General features: G+C 46.8%; 17 protein-coding genes. 10 read left to right on the top strand and 7 right to left on the bottom strand.

What is annotated here, in order from left to right:
* The first annotated feature begins 38 nt into the window (after window positions 1-38).
* The 3 genes from KHN79_RS13035 to pfkA all read left to right on the top strand — a co-directional run bounded on the left by KHN79_RS13035 (window position 39) and on the right by pfkA (window position 2,829).
* Window positions 39-548, top strand: coding sequence for a CpxP family protein (locus KHN79_RS13035; RefSeq protein WP_182011350.1), 510 nt, complete (start codon window positions 39-41; stop codon window positions 546-548).
* A 125-nt stretch (window positions 549-673) separates the two neighbouring features.
* Window positions 674-1,582, top strand: coding sequence for a CDF family cation-efflux transporter FieF (fieF, locus tag KHN79_RS13030; RefSeq protein WP_182011351.1), 909 nt, complete (start codon window positions 674-676; stop codon window positions 1,580-1,582).
* A 284-nt stretch (window positions 1,583-1,866) separates the two neighbouring features.
* A complete protein-coding gene (gene pfkA, locus KHN79_RS13025) occupies window positions 1,867-2,829 on the top strand; it encodes a 6-phosphofructokinase (protein ID WP_182011352.1) in 963 nt (320 codons plus the stop codon).
* A gap of 102 nt (window positions 2,830-2,931) precedes the next feature.
* Here the strand turns inward: pfkA and KHN79_RS13020 are convergent, their stop codons facing one another.
* Entirely contained in the window at window positions 2,932-4,314 is a 1,383-nt protein-coding gene (locus tag KHN79_RS13020) for an MATE family efflux transporter (protein ID WP_182011353.1), read from the bottom strand.
* Window positions 4,315-4,534: 220 nt separating this feature from the next.
* On the opposite strand from KHN79_RS13020, the gene KHN79_RS13015 reads away from it, so the two are divergent.
* The 3 genes from KHN79_RS13015 to KHN79_RS13005 all read left to right on the top strand — a co-directional run bounded on the left by KHN79_RS13015 (window position 4,535) and on the right by KHN79_RS13005 (window position 7,539).
* Complete coding sequence (locus tag KHN79_RS13015) at window positions 4,535-4,825, top strand: co-chaperone GroES (protein ID WP_005381516.1); 291 nt, start codon at window positions 4,535-4,537, stop codon at window positions 4,823-4,825.
* 74 nt (window positions 4,826-4,899) lie between these two features.
* On the top strand, window positions 4,900-6,543 hold the full coding sequence (gene groL / locus KHN79_RS13010; RefSeq protein ID WP_182011354.1) for a chaperonin GroEL: 1,644 nt from the start codon (window positions 4,900-4,902) through the stop codon (window positions 6,541-6,543).
* 432 nt (window positions 6,544-6,975) lie between these two features.
* Window positions 6,976-7,539, top strand: a complete 564-nt coding sequence (locus tag KHN79_RS13005; RefSeq protein ID WP_182011355.1) for a phaC PHA synthase — start codon at window positions 6,976-6,978, stop codon at window positions 7,537-7,539.
* A 79-nt stretch (window positions 7,540-7,618) separates the two neighbouring features.
* Here KHN79_RS13005 and KHN79_RS13000 read toward each other — a convergent pair whose 3' ends face one another.
* Both KHN79_RS13000 and epmB read right to left on the bottom strand, forming a co-directional pair.
* A complete protein-coding gene (locus tag KHN79_RS13000; protein WP_182011356.1) occupies window positions 7,619-8,113 on the bottom strand; it encodes an MgtC/SapB family protein in 495 nt (164 codons plus the stop codon).
* Between the two features lie 96 nt (window positions 8,114-8,209).
* Window positions 8,210-9,232, bottom strand: coding sequence for an EF-P beta-lysylation protein EpmB (gene epmB / locus KHN79_RS12995; RefSeq protein ID WP_182011357.1), 1,023 nt, complete (start codon window positions 9,230-9,232; stop codon window positions 8,210-8,212).
* 32 nt (window positions 9,233-9,264) lie between these two features.
* Between epmB and efp the strand changes: the two genes are divergently transcribed.
* Window positions 9,265-9,831 (top strand): elongation factor P, encoded by a 567-nt coding sequence (gene efp, locus KHN79_RS12990; RefSeq protein ID WP_182011358.1) that lies wholly within the window; start codon window positions 9,265-9,267, stop codon window positions 9,829-9,831.
* Window positions 9,832-10,055: 224 nt separating this feature from the next.
* On the opposite strand, the gene frdD is transcribed toward efp, so the two are convergent.
* The 4 genes from frdD to frdA are packed head-to-tail and all read right to left on the bottom strand — an operon-like array spanning window position 10,056 to window position 13,397.
* Window positions 10,056-10,433 carry a fumarate reductase subunit FrdD gene (gene frdD / locus KHN79_RS12985; protein WP_182011359.1) on the bottom strand — a complete coding sequence of 126 codons (378 nt, stop codon included), beginning with the start codon at window positions 10,431-10,433 and terminating at the stop codon, window positions 10,056-10,058.
* A gap of 11 nt (window positions 10,434-10,444) precedes the next feature.
* On the bottom strand, window positions 10,445-10,828 hold the full coding sequence (gene frdC, locus KHN79_RS12980; protein WP_182011360.1) for a fumarate reductase subunit FrdC: 384 nt from the start codon (window positions 10,826-10,828) through the stop codon (window positions 10,445-10,447).
* 2 nt (window positions 10,829-10,830) lie between these two features.
* Window positions 10,831-11,589 carry a succinate dehydrogenase/fumarate reductase iron-sulfur subunit gene (locus KHN79_RS12975; RefSeq protein WP_182011361.1) on the bottom strand — a complete coding sequence of 253 codons (759 nt, stop codon included), beginning with the start codon at window positions 11,587-11,589 and terminating at the stop codon, window positions 10,831-10,833.
* Window positions 11,589-13,397: a fumarate reductase (quinol) flavoprotein subunit gene (frdA, locus tag KHN79_RS12970; protein WP_182011362.1), complete on the bottom strand. Its 1,809-nt coding sequence runs from the start codon at window positions 13,395-13,397 to the stop codon at window positions 11,589-11,591. The genes KHN79_RS12975 and frdA overlap by 1 nt, the downstream gene beginning before the upstream one ends.
* Window positions 13,398-13,840: 443 nt before the next feature.
* Between frdA and epmA the strand changes: the two genes are divergently transcribed.
* The 3 genes from epmA to KHN79_RS12955 all read left to right on the top strand — a co-directional run bounded on the left by epmA (window position 13,841) and on the right by KHN79_RS12955 (window position 16,709).
* Window positions 13,841-14,812, top strand: a complete 972-nt coding sequence (gene epmA / locus KHN79_RS12965; protein WP_182011363.1) for an elongation factor P--(R)-beta-lysine ligase — start codon at window positions 13,841-13,843, stop codon at window positions 14,810-14,812.
* Between the two features lie 161 nt (window positions 14,813-14,973).
* Complete coding sequence (locus KHN79_RS12960; protein WP_182011364.1) at window positions 14,974-15,609, top strand: TetR/AcrR family transcriptional regulator; 636 nt, start codon at window positions 14,974-14,976, stop codon at window positions 15,607-15,609.
* A 143-nt stretch (window positions 15,610-15,752) separates the two neighbouring features.
* Entirely contained in the window at window positions 15,753-16,709 is a 957-nt protein-coding gene (locus tag KHN79_RS12955) for a DHH family phosphoesterase (RefSeq protein ID WP_182011365.1), read from the top strand.
* The last annotated feature ends 478 nt before the right edge of the window (window positions 16,710-17,187 follow it).

Here is a 17,187-nt window from a genome sequence, read left to right as displayed (position 1 = left end):
GCCCAGAAGAACCAATCACTTATGTGAGGAATAGAATTATGAAATCTGCAAAAAAACTAGTGTTAGCTGCTGTTGTTCTACCTTTAACTCTTGGTGCTGCAGGCGCATTCGCCTATGGTGGTAAAGACCAGCAAAAAGGACCTCGCGATGAATGTGGCCCAGGTATGGATCGTGAGATTATGCGTCAACTGGATCTGACTGATGCACAAAAAGACCAGTTAACAGACTTACGCAATGCTAAGCGCGATGAGATGAGAAACAAGAACTCAGCAGATCGTGATGCGCGCAGAGCTGAGCGTCAGGCTTATCACGCTAAAGTGCAGGCTCTTGTGTTGGCGGATACCTTTGATGAAGCTCAGGCAACAACGTTGGCAAAAGAGATGGTCGAGAAACAGACTGAACGCCGCGTAAAAATGCTAGAGAAAAGACACCAGATGCTGAGCATACTAACACCTGAGCAAAAAACAGAGTTTGTGAAGCTGCAAGGTGAGCGAATGCAAGAGTGTAGCGATCGCATGCAAAAACGCATGAACAAACCAAATAACTAATCCATCTTTGGGACAAGAAGATAAAGAGGCGGTCGTTGACCGCCTCTTTTTGATCCAGCTAAGTCATACTCTTTCAATATTTAACGGGGTATACTCGAGCTATGGTTTGAGTTAACTCTTTGATTATGAAACAGCAATATGCACGCTTAGTTACCGCTGCGGCTTGGACTGCGGCAATCGTGGCGACACTACTCCTTTTAGTTAAAGTGATTACCTGGTGGGTCACAGGATCCGTCAGTTTATTAGCCTCTTTGATTGACTCGATGCTGGATATCGCCGCATCGGTGGTAAATCTGGTTGTGGTCCGATATGCCTTGCAACCCGCCGACAGGGAACATGCTTTCGGCCACGGTAAGGCGGAATCACTGGCTGCTCTGGCGCAGGCCATGTTTATATCCGGCTCAGCGGTCTTTCTGATCCTTAACGGGATAGAGCGTTTCTTCCGCCCTCAGGCACTGCATACTCCTGAACTTGGTGTTTATGTCTCGCTGTTTGCGATGGTGGTAACACTCGGTTTGGTTACTTTCCAGAAATACGTTGTACGGGTGACGGGCAGTCAGGCTATTGCCGCGGATTCACTTCACTATCAGACCGACCTCTATATGAACGGGGCGATCATGGTCGCGCTTGGGTTAAGTTATTTTGGCGTAACCCAGGCGGATGCAGTCTTTGCCGTTGGTATTGGTCTGTTCATTTTTTACAGTGCCTTCAAGATGGTCAGCGAAGCGATTCAGACTCTATTAGATCGAAAACTACCGGATGAGGAGTTGGACCAAATCCGCAGCGAGTGTCTTAGTGTCAAAGGTGTGCTGGGTGTGCATCAGTTACGGACCCGAATGTCCGGGCCTACGCGCTTTATTCAGTTGCATTTAGAACTCGACGATAACCTGCGCTTAATAGAAGCGCATTATATTGCTGATAAAGTAGAAGAAAATCTGCTGGCTGCGTTCCCCGGCGCTGATGTATTGATCCATCAGGACCCGATATCAGTCGTTCTGGGAGCAGAGCAAGAGCAAAAAGAACAAGATTGGTAGCGCTCGAAAAATCAAAGGGTATCTGACGACAAACAGGCGCTTTTTGACTATCTTTCCATCAATACGTTTAAGAATCCTGATACTGATATGAATCAACGAAGTCGCCAAGAGAAACTGTAATACTCTTACATAAGTAGAAAAGTTACATGAAAGTGTGTGTTTTCATTGGTAATCCTGTATAGGAAATGTAACATAACGCACAGTTCTGGATTATGCAGGTTGCTTGGTAACAAGGAGCCTAAAAGAAAATTATATAAATTGATTGCCAAAGATCGAGGGTGAGCATGATTAAGAAGATCGGTGTTTTAACAAGTGGCGGTGATGCACCTGGTATGAACGCGGCAGTACGCGGCGTGGTACGTACAGCACTATCTGAGGGATTGGAAGTTTTTGGTGTGTACGACGGCTACCTAGGTCTTTATGAAGGTCGTATCGAAAAGCTGGATCGTTCAAGTGTGTCTGATGTGATCAACAAAGGCGGTACGTTCCTGGGTTCTGCACGTTTCCCTGAATTCAAGGAAGTGTCAGTTCGTGAAAAAGCAATTGAGAACCTGAAGAAACACGGGATCGATGCACTGGTTGTTATCGGTGGTGACGGTTCTTACATGGGTGCGAAGAAACTGACTGAAATGGGTTACCCATGTATTGGTCTGCCAGGCACAATTGATAATGATATTGCAGGTACGGATTACACAATCGGTTACCTGACTGCACTAAATACCGTTATCGATGCAATCGACCGTTTGCGTGATACGTCTTCATCTCACCAGCGAATTTCAATCGTAGAAATTATGGGCCGTCACTGTGGTGATCTGACTCTGATGTCTGCAATCGCTGGTGGTTGTGAGTACATCATCTCACCTGAAACCGGTCTTGATAAAGAAAAGCTAATCAGCAACATTCAAGACGGCATTGCAAAAGGTAAGAAACACGCGATCATCGCACTTACTGAACTGATGATGGATGCGAATGAGCTGGCGAAAGACATCGAGGAAGCGACTGGTCGTGAAACTCGTGCAACTGTACTAGGTCACATTCAACGTGGTGGTCGTCCGACAGCATTTGACCGCGTTCTTGCTTCTCGCATGGGTAACTACGCTGTTCACTTACTTAAAGATGGCCACGGTGGTCGTTGTGTCGGTATCGTGAAAGAGCAGCTTGTTCACCACGATATCATTGATGCGATCGAAAACATGAAGCGTCCGGTACGTAACGACCTTTACAAGGTTGCAGAAGAGCTGTTCTAAGTCGATTGGCTTTTAACCGGAATAAATAGAAAACCGCGGTCAGATTACCGCGGTTTTTTTGTTTCTGTGTCAGGAGTTTATTGTGCAGCATCAATCGATGGATTAAGAGGCGGAACCTTGTTCAACCAACATTAACTTCCGCTCACGCAGTGCAAACATGTAGCCCAGTAACCCGCCTAACGTGTTACCCACAGCGATGCCAATAAACAGACCTTCCACGCCATAAAGATGACTGCCTGCCCAGGCAACAGGCAGAGTAAACACAAATAAGCGCATAAAGCTCCACTGGAAAGCACGCAGTGGTTTATGCATCGCATTTAATCCACTGACCAGTATCATTACAATCCCCTGGAAACCGTAACTGAATGGCACGACCAGAAGATAATGCCAAAGCAGGTTTTTTACCGCCTCTTCCTGTGAGAACAAGGCGGCAAGCGGGATACTCAGCGGTACCATCGCTAAGAAAACCAGACCTTGGAACACAACGGAAAAGCGCATGCTGAGAAACAGTCCGGCGAAGGCCCGCTGTGGATTATTTGCGCCCAGATTCTGGGCCATAAAGGGAGTGAGCGCCGATGTCAGGGACATCAGCACCAGAATTAGTATCGATTCAATTCGCTGCGCAGCGCCATAAGTGGCAACGGCTGCGGTTCCATGGCTCGACAGTAACATCATTAAAATCGCACCAGACAGAGGGTTCATCGCAATAGACAGCGCGGCGGGTGTGCCTATTTTTAGCGTCTGCTGCCAGTCCTTTTTCACCCAGTGCCACTGCGGTTTGGCCAGCAGCTTTTCGCGCTTAACTAGTAAGTAAAATGAGCCCGCTAAAGCGCCTAACCAACTGAAAGCACTCGCAATAGCTGCGCCCTGGATTCCAAGCTCAGGGAAAGGTCCTAGGCCGAATATCAGCAGCGGATCCAGCATGCCGTTGATTAAGCCAGCCAGCATCATTATTTTAGCCGGTGTTTTGGTATCCCCGGTTGCGCGTATTGCACTATTACCGGCCATCGGAATAACCAGTAATGGGATGGTGAGATACCACACCTGCATGTATTGTTCGATAAGTGGCAGCAGGTCATCAGCCGCGCCAAGAAAACTGAACAGCGGCCGGATAGTGATAAAGCCGATAGATGATGCGATGGCAACTAACAACAAGGCTAGCAGCAGGCCATGAGTGGTAAAACGGGCAGCTTGCGTTGAATGCCCTTGCCCGAGTAGCCGACCAATATTGGTCGAAAGGCCCATGCCAATGCCCATCGTAATACAATTAACCGCAAAGGTGACCGGAAAGGTATAACTGATGGCGGCCAAGGCTTGCGTGCCGAGCAGAGAAATGAAGAAGGTATCGACTAGGTTAAACATCAGAATCGCGATCATGCCCATGGTCATTGGAATCGTCATTTTCCGCAGTATTTCGGCAATGGGTGCGCTTAACAAACCATGCTTATCTGTTGCTTGCTGTTCCGGCTTGTCTTTTTGCTGCATGTTTAACGTCTGTGTGGTGGTCAAAGTGCAAGGATACAAGAAAGCAGGAAGGTGAGCGAGTGCGCATTTCTCACGCAAAGGGTTGCGATCTTTTAACTAAATCACAAAAAATTCATGCCTTCCCCTTGGGATTGTTGGTTTGACCCCTTATATAGTGATCACGTGCCCCAAGGTGGGCAATTATCAAATAAACATGGAAATTTTCAGGAGAGACGACCCAATGAACATTCGTCCATTACATGATCGAGTTATCGTTGAACGTAAAGAAGTTGAATCTAAGTCAGCTGGCGGCATCGTTCTGACTGGTTCTGCTGCGGAAAAATCAACTCGCGGTGTTGTTCTAGCTGTAGGCAAAGGCCGCATTCTAGAAAACGGCACAGTACTACCGCTGGACGTTAAAGTTGGTGATACCGTTATCTTCGCTGAAGGTTACGGCACTAAAACTGAAAAAATCGACGGTAAAGAAGTGCTAGTTATGTCTGAAAACGACATCATGGCAATCGTTGAATAATAGCAATCATTGAGTAACTTTTTGCTCAGATTCAAATACGAAATCAAAAACAGAATTTAGAAAGGAAATCAAAGATGGCTGCTAAAGACGTTAAATTTGGTAATGATGCACGAGTTAAAATGCTGGAAGGTGTAAACGTTCTGGCTGACGCGGTAAAAGTGACTTTAGGTCCTAAAGGCCGTAACGTAGTTCTGGATAAATCTTTCGGTGCACCAACGATCACTAAAGATGGTGTATCTGTAGCGCGTGAAATTGAACTGGAAGACAAATTCCAGAACATGGGCGCACAAATGGTTAAAGAAGTAGCATCTAAAGCGAATGATGCTGCGGGTGACGGTACAACAACAGCAACTGTACTAGCGCAATCAATCGTAAATGAAGGTCTGAAAGCAGTAGCGGCGGGTATGAACCCGATGGATCTTAAGCGTGGTATCGACAAAGCGGTAGCAGCAGCAGTTGAAAAACTGAAAGAGCTGTCTGTTGAGTGTAACGACACTAAAGCAATTGCTCAGGTTGGTACTATCTCTGCGAACTCTGACGTAAGCGTAGGTAACATCATTGCTGAAGCAATGGATCGTGTTGGCCGTGACGGCGTTATCACTGTTGAAGAAGGTCAGGCTCTTCAAGACGAGCTGGACGTAGTTGAAGGTATGCAGTTCGACCGTGGTTACCTGTCTCCTTACTTCATCAACAACCAGGAAGCTGGTTCTGTTGATCTAGAAAACCCATTCATCCTTCTGGTTGATAAGAAGATCTCAAACATCCGTGAACTTCTACCAACACTAGAAGCGGTTGCTAAAGCATCTCGTCCACTGCTAATCATCGCAGAAGACGTAGAAGGTGAAGCACTGGCAACGTTAGTTGTGAACAACATGCGCGGTATCGTGAAAGTTGCAGCTGTTAAAGCTCCTGGTTTCGGTGACCGTCGTAAAGCAATGCTACAAGACATCGCAGTTCTGACTGGTGGTACAGTGATTTCTGAAGAAGTTGGTCTGGAGCTTGAAAAAGTGACTCTGGAAGATCTGGGTCAGGCGAAGCGTGTTGCTATCACTAAAGAAAACACTACTATCATCGATGGTATCGGTGAAGAGGACATGATCAAAGGTCGTGTTACTCAGATCCGTCAACAAATCGAAGAAGCAACTTCAGATTACGACAAAGAGAAACTACAAGAGCGCGTAGCTAAGCTAGCTGGCGGTGTTGCAGTAATCAAAGTTGGTGCAGCAACTGAAGTTGAAATGAAAGAGAAGAAAGACCGCGTAGAAGACGCACTTCACGCAACTCGCGCAGCGGTTGAAGAAGGTGTTGTTGCTGGTGGTGGTGTTGCTCTGATCCGTGCGGCATCGATGATTGCTGACCTTGAAGGTGACAACGAAGAACAAAACGTTGGTATCCGTGTTGCACTACGTGCAATGGAATCTCCTATCCGTCAAATCACGAAGAATGCGGGTGACGAAGAGTCAGTAGTTGCGAACAACGTGAAAGCGGGTGAAGGCAGCTACGGTTACAACGCAGCAACAGGTGAGTACGGCGATATGCTAGAGATGGGTATCCTAGACCCAACTAAAGTTACTCGTAGCGCGCTACAATTTGCAGCATCGGTTGCGGGTCTGATGATCACAACTGAAGCAATGGTTACAGACCTGCCACAGAAAGATTCAGGCATGCCTGATATGGGTGGCATGGGCGGTATGGGTGGAATGGGCGGCATGATGTAATCTGCTGCTTATCTTATCGCTGTAAGGATTTATGGCGCAAAGATAACTGACCAAACCGAATTAAGCCGAGGTGGAAGCCTCGGCTTTTTTATGTGTGACTGGTACCAAAAACATCACAGAAAATGCGGAGATATAGCAGAGAGGCATTTTTTCCATTATAGTCAACTCGTTAAATATGACATGCGGCTGACATTTCTTACGGTTCTAAGTAGAAAATGCGAGCCTAAACGCGATGTTGTAAATAACGCCTATACCAATCACAGTAAATAAGTGTTCAGAAATGGCGCCGGTAAAATGATTGAGGACAAGGCAAAAATTTTTGATAAGTAGTTATTCTACAATCAACAAATTTTAACGCCGTTATCGATTGTTTTAACCAGCCAGAATGACCAGATATTTACTACGATTGGTATCAATATAACGGAGATTAAAATGAAAAAGCTTTTGACGTCTTTGGCTGTAGTAGCCGCTGTTGCATCCCCTGTTGCTCTTGCTGAGAGTACACCTGTAATGTTCTCTACTATTGATAGCACGAACGCGCCATCCCGCGCAGAAGTTGGCGGTGTTCGCCTTGCTGTTCTGCATGGTCAGGTTAACGAAGTGAAAGGTGTGGACTTCTCACTACTTGGTATGTCAGAAACAGATCGCACAACGGGTGTTAACTTTGGTCTTTTCTTTGGTGCAGCAAAAGTAAACCAAGAAATGAAAGGTGCTTCACTGGGCTTGGTTAACTGGAACCGTGGCCAGGCGACAGGTCTTAACTTGGGTGCAGTTAACATCACGAATAATGTTAACGGTCTTAACTGGAGTGCGGTTAACTATTCTGAAGGTTACACAATGGCAGATGTTGGTCTGGCAAGTATCTCTAAAAAGTCTAACTTCCAGCTAGGCTTCTTCAACATGACTGACCAAATCGACGGCATTCAAATCGGTCTGCTTAACTGTGCAGACAACGGCTTCTTCAAGTGTTTCCCGCTGATTAACTTCGCGAAATAATCTGAAGTTACCGCTTTGATGTTTCAAACAAAAAGACCCCGAAAATGTTCGGGGTCTTTTTATATGATTTGTACTGAGATTACTTAATCAATCGCGATGACTTTCGGCGCTGTATTCGCTGATGCACACCACGACGCAGTGACTTAATGTGACTTTCTGCTTCATCGACACCCAGTAATACACTTAAAGTCAGTACGGTAATAACGACGGACTGTGTTAGGTAGCCAAGCCCGATCATCAATCCTAATCCTGCTAAAACCCAGATGACTGCAGCTGATGTCACGCCATGAATCTTGCCGTCTAGTGTCATCATCACTCCTGCGCCAAGGAATCCTACACCTGTGATGATTTGCCCAAGCACACGCGCCTGGTCTAGCGTATTAGGTGATAAGGATACCGCCATCGACATGAACAGGTAGGTGCCTGAAATGATGAGAATAGCAGTGCGGATACCGACTGGTTTTCCCCGGGTTTGACGTTCTATGCCAATCAGTAACCCATTGATGGCACAGCAAAGAAGGGCAGGCCAACTGAATGGGCCAAGATCGAAAATTTGTGCGAATGTTGTGTGCATCTTGACCTCCAAAGCAGCGGAGTATGCACAGACTTACCCTTCAAAGCGAACAAATAAAATCGCTCGTAACGACAAAATTAATTTAGCCTCACTCGATTATTCTAAATGCAGATCCAATGGCGTTTTACTTGGTCTGCCGCCGATCTCCCGCGTGAGTTTTGGTACCAGATAACCCGACACTCGCGTAATTACCCCGCGCATGATCTCTTTCGCTTCCTGATCGCCAACGAAGTAGTGGGCAGCACCTTGTACTTTGTCTAATACGTGTAAGTAGTAAGGTAAAATCCCGGCATCAAACAAGGCTTCACTTAAGGCAACTTGTGCATCTTCTGAATCATTAACACCTTTGAGCAGTACGCTTTGGTTAAGAAGCGTAACGCCAGACTGTTTTAGCTTGAACAGCTGGGCTGTGAGCTCTGGATTGATTTCGTTAGCGTGGTTGATGTGGGTAACCAGAACAACCTGCAGGCGTGATGCGCTGAGCATCTGGCAGAGTGCATCTGTGATTCGGGCCGGGATCACCACAGGTAAGCGGCTGTGAATACGCAGGCGTTTGATATGCGGGATCTGAGCAATGCGCTCAATCAACCACTGAATTTCATCATCTTTTGCCATTAGTGGATCGCCACCGGAGAAGATCACTTCATTAATCTCAGGCTGCTGGGCGATATACTCTAGGCTTTGCGTCCAAGCGTGCTTGCCACTTTTATTGTCTTGATAGGGAAAATGGCGGCGAAAGCAGTAGCGACAATTCACCGCACAGCCGCCTTTAACTATCATCAATACCCGATTGCGATATTTGTGCAGTAAACCGGGAATATCGTTGTCCTGTTCTTCTAATGGATCATTAGAATAACCCGCGTGGACTTCAAACTCTTCACTTAACGGTAAAACCTGACGTAAAAGAGGGTCATTAGGATTGCCTTTTTCCATCCTATCGACAAAACTTTGCGGTACACGCTGTGCAAACAGCTTGCGCGCAGCAAACCCGTCTTGCCACGGCGACGGATCAATTTCGAGAATTTCGAGCAATTTTGCAGGATCAGAGATCCCATTCGCCAACTGTTTGAGCCAGTTTTGCTCAACAGAATCGACTTTTCGGGTTATTATGTGCGGCATTGAATTTAGCTCTAAGAATGTAAGAGGAAAAAATGGCTACAGTTAGCACCAATGAATTTAAAGGCGGTCTTAAGTTAATGCTTGATAACGAGCCTTGCGTAATTCTGGAAAACGAATACGTTAAACCAGGTAAAGGCCAGGCGTTCAACCGCGTGAAAATTCGTAAACTTCTTTCTGGTAAAGTGCTAGAGAAAACATTCAAGTCTGGTGACACTTGCGAAGTGGCAGACGTAATGGATATCGACCTAGATTATCTATATTCAGACGGCGAATTCTACCACTTTATGAACAGTGAAACATTTGAGCAGATCGCTGCAGATGCGAAAGCGGTTGGCGACAACGCTAAATGGTTGGTAGAAAACAACACTTGTATGATCACGCTATGGAATGGTAACCCGATCTCAGTAACGCCGCCAAACTTTGTTGAGCTGGAAGTTACTGACACTGATCCAGGTCTGAAAGGTGATACTCAAGGTACTGGTGGTAAACCAGCTACACTGTCAACTGGCGCTGTAGTACGTGTTCCGTTATTCATCGCAATCGGCGAAGTGATCAAAGTTGACACTCGTACTGGTGAATACGTAGGTCGTGTGAAGTAATTCCCCCAGACGTATCAGATGAAAAAGGTCGCTTCGGCGGCCTTTTTTATTGCCTGTAGCTTCTGGTTTTGTAGGCTGAAAGGGTTATAAGAACAGTAGAAGGTGCAGCTCCATAAGTAAATAGATCATGGGTGGTCAAAAGCTTAAAAAAGCAAAAAGATCATAGGTGACCTAAAACTAAAAAAGCTGGCATTTAGCCAGCTTTTTCTTTTTATAACAGCAGATTAAATCATGAAGATAAAAATCACTGAGAGTGCACTGATGAGACCAGCGAACGCATAACATGCCACTTTACCTGCCACTCCAGTGTGGAACTTCAGGTCGTGCATGCCGTGGTGAACACGGTGCATCGCATGCCACATTGGCAGTGCCAGGGTGCCAATGATGAACAGCGCACCAATGATGCTGGTGGCAAATCCTGATACACGCTCGTAGCTTAATGCTTGCGCATCAATTACGCCGAGTGGTACCAAGATGCCGAGTACAAGTACGGTAATTGGCGTGATCATCGCAAACCAAGTACCGCCTGCACCAAATAGCCCCCACCAGATTGGCTCATCCGAGCGTTTTGGCGCTGTGTTTACACTATAATTTGGTTTCATTACTCAGCTCCTTAAACCACGATGAGAACGATCAGTGAGATGAAAGCGACCGCTGCCCACTGAGTCATTACGATAATCTTCTTATCAACAGGTTTGCCTTTAAGGCGAATTGGCATCACCTGCGGCATCATGCTGAAGAAGGTTTGAGCGTGGAATAGACTGCCAAGCAGGGCAACGATGTTGATTGCGATGACGATAGGGTTTGCCATGAACGCTAACCAACCTTGCCATGCTTCCGGCCCTTTCACTAGTGAACCCAGACCGAAGGTCAGGAAGATGGTGAACAGGATCAGCGGCAGTACTGTCGCTTCACGTACCATGTAGAAGCGATAGAACGGATGATCTTTCCACCAGGTGCGTTTTACTTCACGAACGTAAGGTTTACGGTTACTCATCCTTATGCTTCCTCTTTCTTTGGTGAACCATCAGGTTTAAACATCGAGATGACGAAGTCCATTGATGACTCTACTTTGCCTTGGTTTACCGCAGCAGCAGGATCAACGCTCTTCGGACACACTTCAGAACAGTAGCCTACAAACGTACAGCCCCAGGCACCGTTGTCGCCGTTAATCAGCTTCATACGCTCGGCTTTGCCGTTGTCACGGCTGTCCAGATTGTAACGGTGTGCCAGTGTCAGCGCTGCAGGGCCGATAAACTCCGGGTTTAAACCGAACTGCGGACACGCTGCGTAGCAAAGACCACAGTTGATACAGCCGGCAAACTGCTTGTATTTGGCCATCTGCTCAGGCGTTTGCAGGTTGGTGCCGTCTTCAGGTTTACGATCGTTACCGATGATGTAAGGTTTGATCGCTTCAAGGCGCTCGATAAACGGCGTCATATCAACAATCAGGTCTTTCTCGATAGGGAAGTTCGCTAATGGTTCGATTTTTAGGCCATTTGGGTAGTCACGTAAGAAGCTCTTGCATGCTAGCTTAGGTACGCCATTGACCATGATGCCGCACGAGCCACAGATCGCCATACGGCAAGACCAGCGGTAAGACAGGTCTTTATCCAGGTTGTCTTTGATGTAACCAATCGCGTCGAGCACTGACATGGTTTGGTCGAAGGGTACTTCGAAGGTCTGTAAATGCGGCTCTGCGTCCTGTTCCGGGTCATAACGCAGAATGTCTACTTTTTGGATGCGGTTTGCTGACATTATGCTTGCTCCTCTGCGTTCTTCGCTGCTGCTTCTTCTGCCGCTGCTTTCTCTGCAGCTTCTCCGTACAGACGCGCTTTAGGCTGAGACTTAGTAATTTTTACATTGCTGTAGTCAATGCTCGGCGCTGAATCTGGCTGATAGAATGCGAGTGAGTGTTTGAGGAAGTTCACGTCATCACGCTCAGTACAACCATCGTCTAAACGCTGGTGAGCACCGCGAGACTCTTTACGCAGAATCGCTGAGTGAACCATTGCTTCTGCAACTTCAAGGCCGTAACCCACTTCAATCGCGTAGAGCAGATCAGTATTGAACACTTTGCCTTTGTCTTTGATGCTGATGTGCTTGTAACGCTCTTTCAGCTCTGTGATTTTGTCGATGGTTTCTTGCATCAGGTCTTCCTGACGGTAGATACCACAACCTGCTTCCATGGTATGACCCATTTCAGTACGGATATCTGCCCAGTTTTCATCACCTTCCTGATTCATCAGGTCAGCAATGCGCTCTTCGACTTCCTTCACCTGAGCATCAATAGCGCTATCGTTCCAGCCCTTGAATTCGGCAGCACGTTTCACAGCGTTTTCACCTGCAACGCGGCCAAATACCACAAACTCTGCCAGTGAGTTAGAGCCAAGACGGTTCGCACCATGCAGACCAACAGAAGCACATTCACCAACAGCGAACAGACCTTTGATGCGAGTTTCACAGCCGCCGTCAGTTTCGATACCACCCATGGTGTAGTGCACGGTCGGACGGATTGGAATCGGCTCTTTTGCTGGATCAACGTTCACATAAGCTTTTGCCAGTTCACAGATGAACGGCAGACGTTCTTGCAGGTACTCTTCACCCAGATGGCGAAGATCGAGGTGTACCACATCACCAAGCGGGTGTTTGATGGTGTTGCCTTTCTGTTGTTCGTGCCAGAAAGCTTGAGAAACTTTGTCACGCGGACCCAGTTCCATGTATTTGTTTTTCGGCTCACCTACCGGAGTTTCAGGTCCCATGCCGTAGTCTTGCAGGTAACGGTATCCATCTTTATTGACAATAATCCCGCCTTCACCACGGCAACCTTCAGTCATCAGAATACCGGTACCAGGAAGGCCTGTCGGGTGGTACTGAACGAATTCCATATCACGCAGAGGAACGCCGTGACGATAAGCCATTGCCATCCCATCGCCAGTTACGATGCCACCGTTGGTGTTACAGTGGTAAACACGTCCCGCGCCACCGGTTGCAAGTACAACTGATTTCGCTTTGATGGTAACCAGTTCACCTTCCGACATGTGAATGGCAATCAGGCCTTGCACCTCACCGTCGTCAACAAGCAGATCCAGTACAAAATACTCATCAAAACGGTTGATATTGCTGTACTTCATTGAAGTCTGGAACAGGGTATGCAGCATGTGGAAGCCGGTTTTATCGGCGGCAAACCAGGTACGTTCCACTTTCATACCGCCAAAGCGGCGAACGTTGACTTCGCCGTTATCTTTACGGCTCCACGGACAACCCCATTGCTCCATTTGGATCATTTCACGGGTTGCGTTTTCTACAAAGTATTCAACAACGTCCTGTTCACATAGCCAGTCGCCACCGCCAACAGTATCGTTGAAGTGGTTGTCTAAGCTATCTTCATCCTTGATAACTGCCGCTGAGCCACCCTCCGCTGCGACTGTATGTGAGCGCATTGGATACACTTTAGAAATCAAAGCAACTTCTAAATCAGGGTTTGCCTCTGCTGCTGCAATAGCAGTACGAAGACCAGCGCCGCCAGCGCCGATGACTGCGATATCTGTGGTGATAGTTTGCACAGTTATCCTCCAGTGTGTGATGCGGAAATCCGCTTGTTATTGTGATTGTGGGGGCTCTTAAGAAGAGCTCTCCAAGAGTAGTAAAGCTAGTGTAGTGGAGCGATATCAGATAAATATTGATGTATTTAGGTTTTTTCTCGGGTAATGCACTTAAGGGCATAAAAATTACAGGTTATGTGATTGTTATCACGGCGCGGATTTTCACTATAGCTACAGCAACTTAATGAATGTTAACGGAGTGTTGCGGGTATTTTTTGCCGTTGAAAATGGCTTTTGTTACGGATGTTGTTTTTTGCCTTGTAGTACGAAAAATTTTGGCTTCAACTGATATGGCTCTGTGAAGCAAGCGACCGCGAGAACGTAGGAATTCCATTCTCTCCCGGAAGAAAAAGCATGTAGAATGGCAGCTCAATTCGTCATCTTTGAGTTATGAGAGATCCGTTATGCAAACGAACTGGCAACCAACTGCTTCTATTGAACAATTGCGCCAACGTGCCACATTAATCGCCTCCATTCGTCAGTTTTTCTCTGAACGTCAGGTAATGGAAGTCGATACGCCTGCCATGAGCCATGCAACAGTAACGGATATTCATTTGCATACTTTCCAGACCGAGTTCGTCGGCCCCGGTTATGCGGATGGCAGTAAGCTGTTTTTTATGACCAGCCCTGAGTTTCACATGAAGCGTTTGCTGGCGGCGGGTAGTGGCTGCATTTACCAGATTAATAAAGCTTTTCGTAATGAAGAAAACGGCCGCTATCACAATCCGGAGTTCACCATGTTGGAATGGTACCGGGTGGGGTTTGATCATCACCAATTGATGGATGAGATGGATGATCTACTGCAGAAGGTGCTGAAATGTGGTGCAGCAGAGCGAATGACTTACCAGCAGGCGTTTATCCAAGTACTTGGCGTTTGTCCATTAGAAGGCTCGTTGGATGAGCTCAAAGTTGTGGCGGGTCAACTCGGACTGAGTGATATCGCTGAACCTGAAAATGATCGCGATACGCTGTTGCAACTGCTGTTTAGTGTTGGTGTCGAAAATAAAATTGGCCAGCACGTTCCCGCATTTGTTTATGATTTCCCGGCATCGCAGGCGGCTCTGGCTAAAATAAATCCATCCGATCAGCGTGTGGCCGATCGCTTTGAGGTGTACTTTAAAGGGATAGAACTCGCGAATGGGTTTCACGAACTGGATAATCCGAAAGAGCAGTTAGCACGCTTTGAACAAGATAACCTGAAGCGTCTGGAAATGGGGCTGAAGCCTCAGCCGATTGATTATCATCTGATTGCCGCTCTTGAATCAGGGTTACCTGATTGTGCAGGGGTTGCTCTGGGCATTGACCGGCTCATTATGCTGGCTCTTGGATGTGAACATATCGATCAGGTCACGGCATTTCCGTTTCCTGTTGCTTAAGTCCTAGAGCTCCGGGTGATTTGCCCCAAGTCCGGGCTATTTAACGAATTTAGCAGATGGATGTAACTGGTCTGCTAAGTTGCCGTATTTGTAGCCTCTATCGACCTAAGTTAGTGAAGTCGCTATACTCTTTTCGTTAAGGAAAAGGGAATACGATAACAATGAAAACGCGCGACAAAATTGTCCACGCGGCACTGGAGTTGTTTAACCAACATGGTGAACGTAATATCACCACCAATCACATTGCCGATCACATCGAAATCAGTCCGGGTAATCTTTATTACCATTTTCGCAATAAGCAGGAGATCGTTCGCGAAATCTTTGCGCTTTATTCAGCAGAACTTTTAGAAAGATTTACCCCTCTTAAAGGCTCTAAAGAAAGCCTGACTATGCTGAAGAGCTACCTAGATTCGACGTTCACGCTGATGTGGAAGTACCGTTTTTTCTACGCAAATCTGCCTGAGATTTTATCGCGGGATGAACTGCTCCACGAACAGTATATTACTGTGCAAGATAGCCTGCGAGGAAACTTAATTGAGATCATGCAGGAGTTTGTTGCACTCAAGCTGCTGGACATGGATCAGCAGCAGTTGAAATCACTGGTCTGTACGCTGCATTTAATTGCCTGTAGCTGGCTTTCCTATCAGTTTGCCATGTTATCGAAAACGCAGATTACAGAGCAAATGGTGCGACAAGGCATGCTGCAGATGATCAATGTTGTTAAACCCGTTGCCACCGAGCAGGGGCTGGAGCAGCTGTTGTTACTGGAAGACGGTTTTAGCGCACAACAGGGCTAGATTTTACTATCATTAAAAATTTCGAATAGTACTCTCATTTTCGAGTCGAAACGTGAGTTGACTTGCGGCACTTACCGCGCACAATAGAGTTTTTATGCTAAATGACTGCTGGATACCGCTCTCGATAAAGGAACTATCATTTTATGAACTACGATATTTTTAATGGTGATGCTGACGGTATCATCGCTCTGCTGCAACTTCGTCTGGCAGACCCTATTGATACCAAGCTAGTAACCGGCGTAAAGCGCGATATTAAGCTGGTAGATACTGTGGATGCACAAGCGGGTGATGAGCTCACGGTGCTAGACATTTCTATGGAAAAGAATATGGCAGGTCTGGAGCGGGTGCTGGCTCAGGGTGCTCATGTCTTTTATGCGGATCATCATAAAGCCGGAGATATCCCTCAGCACGGTAACCTGGATGCGTACATCGATTTAGATGCCAACATGTGCACCGCTTTGATTGTCGATAAACTTTTGCAGGGGCGTTTCCATGCCTGGGCAATTACGGCTGCTTACGGTGACAACCTTATTGCTAAAGCTGATGAACTGGCTGATATTGCTGGCTTCTCTGCGGAGCAGAAAGCACAACTCAAAGAGTTAGGCACGCTAATCAACTATAACGGCTACGGCTCAAAAGTAGATGATTTACACTTTCATCCAGCGGAACTGTACCGTTCGCTGCTTCAGTACACCTCTCCTTTCGATGTAATTGAAGATAAAACCTCACCTTACTACCAGCTGCAGTCTGCTTACCAACAAGATATGGATGCAGCTCAGGCAGTGCCAGCGAGACATGCAAGTGAAAAGCTAAAACTGTTTGAGCTACCGGATAACGCAGCATCCCGTCGTATCAGCGGGGTTTATGGTAACTGGCTTGCAAACCAGAACCCGGATTCTGCGCATGCGGTGTTAACCGAAAATGCCGACGGCACTTATACGGTTTCACTGCGTGCTCCATTGAATAACAAGCAGGGGGCAGTTGCGGTCTGCGGGCAGTTCCCGACCGGTGGTGGTCGTGAAGCCGCTGCGGGGGTTAACGCATTGAGTAGAGATGATGTAACTGCGTTTATTGATGCAGTTGAAACGTACTACGCGTAGCGAGTACGCCTATAAATAGCCATTGTTTCTGCTTATTCTGCACTAATCCCCGGGAGTTACTCCCGGGGATTTTTTTATCTGTTTAAAGTTAGACTAATACTGATGGCCACTTGTTTAAGAGCGGTTAAGTATTAGTTGTTCCTCAAGTAGCCCACCCTTTCGATAGCTTCACGGTAACTCTCCCGCCCTCTGAGTTTTTCCGTGGATAAAAGTTCTACCTGCTCTCATCTCCTCTTCGTAGGGACGCTACCTCTGATGATGACACATAACCCGTTTGGGTAAATTGTTAATAATATCAATGGCATGATTTAACTGGATTGAGCAATTTGTTTCATTTGAAGGTGCGACGGAAACATCATATTTAGTGGCTGTCTGGCATCATTTCCTGAAGCAGGATCTCCTATAATTTGCCGCTGTTCAGTTATACCTCTGACAAATAACAGGCGAACGCCACTACTCGGTGATGAATTCTGCGCAA

The organism is Vibrio sp. B1FLJ16, assembly GCF_905175385.1.
In the GTDB taxonomy this organism is placed as follows: Bacteria; Pseudomonadota; Gammaproteobacteria; order Enterobacterales; family Vibrionaceae; genus Vibrio.
The sequence above is the reverse complement of the archived record's forward strand: the minus strand, read 5'-3'. Positions and strand labels throughout refer to the sequence as shown.

Coding starts and splice junctions, on each gene's coding strand:
- KHN79_RS13000 (WP_182011356.1), bottom strand. CDS start 8,113: ATGCACACAACATTCGCACAAATTTTCGATCTTGGCCCATTCAGTTGG.
- KHN79_RS13020 (WP_182011353.1), bottom strand. CDS start 4,314: ATGCAGCAAAAAGACAAGCCGGAACAGCAAGCAACAGATAAGCATGGT.
- KHN79_RS12975 (WP_182011361.1), bottom strand. CDS start 11,589: ATGTCAGCAAACCGCATCCAAAAAGTAGACATTCTGCGTTATGACCCG.
- KHN79_RS13005 (WP_182011355.1), top strand. CDS start 6,976: ATGAAAAAGCTTTTGACGTCTTTGGCTGTAGTAGCCGCTGTTGCATCC.
- KHN79_RS13015 (WP_005381516.1), top strand. CDS start 4,535: ATGAACATTCGTCCATTACATGATCGAGTTATCGTTGAACGTAAAGAA.
- epmA (WP_182011363.1), top strand. CDS start 13,841: ATGCAAACGAACTGGCAACCAACTGCTTCTATTGAACAATTGCGCCAA.
- KHN79_RS12955 (WP_182011365.1), top strand. CDS start 15,753: ATGAACTACGATATTTTTAATGGTGATGCTGACGGTATCATCGCTCTG.
- KHN79_RS12960 (WP_182011364.1), top strand. CDS start 14,974: ATGAAAACGCGCGACAAAATTGTCCACGCGGCACTGGAGTTGTTTAAC.
- KHN79_RS13035 (WP_182011350.1), top strand. CDS start 39: ATGAAATCTGCAAAAAAACTAGTGTTAGCTGCTGTTGTTCTACCTTTA.
- fieF (WP_182011351.1), top strand. CDS start 674: ATGAAACAGCAATATGCACGCTTAGTTACCGCTGCGGCTTGGACTGCG.
- frdC (WP_182011360.1), bottom strand. CDS start 10,828: ATGAGTAACCGTAAACCTTACGTTCGTGAAGTAAAACGCACCTGGTGG.
- epmB (WP_182011357.1), bottom strand. CDS start 9,232: ATGCCGCACATAATAACCCGAAAAGTCGATTCTGTTGAGCAAAACTGG.
- pfkA (WP_182011352.1), top strand. CDS start 1,867: ATGATTAAGAAGATCGGTGTTTTAACAAGTGGCGGTGATGCACCTGGT.
- efp (WP_182011358.1), top strand. CDS start 9,265: ATGGCTACAGTTAGCACCAATGAATTTAAAGGCGGTCTTAAGTTAATG.
- frdD (WP_182011359.1), bottom strand. CDS start 10,433: ATGAAACCAAATTATAGTGTAAACACAGCGCCAAAACGCTCGGATGAG.
- groL (WP_182011354.1), top strand. CDS start 4,900: ATGGCTGCTAAAGACGTTAAATTTGGTAATGATGCACGAGTTAAAATG.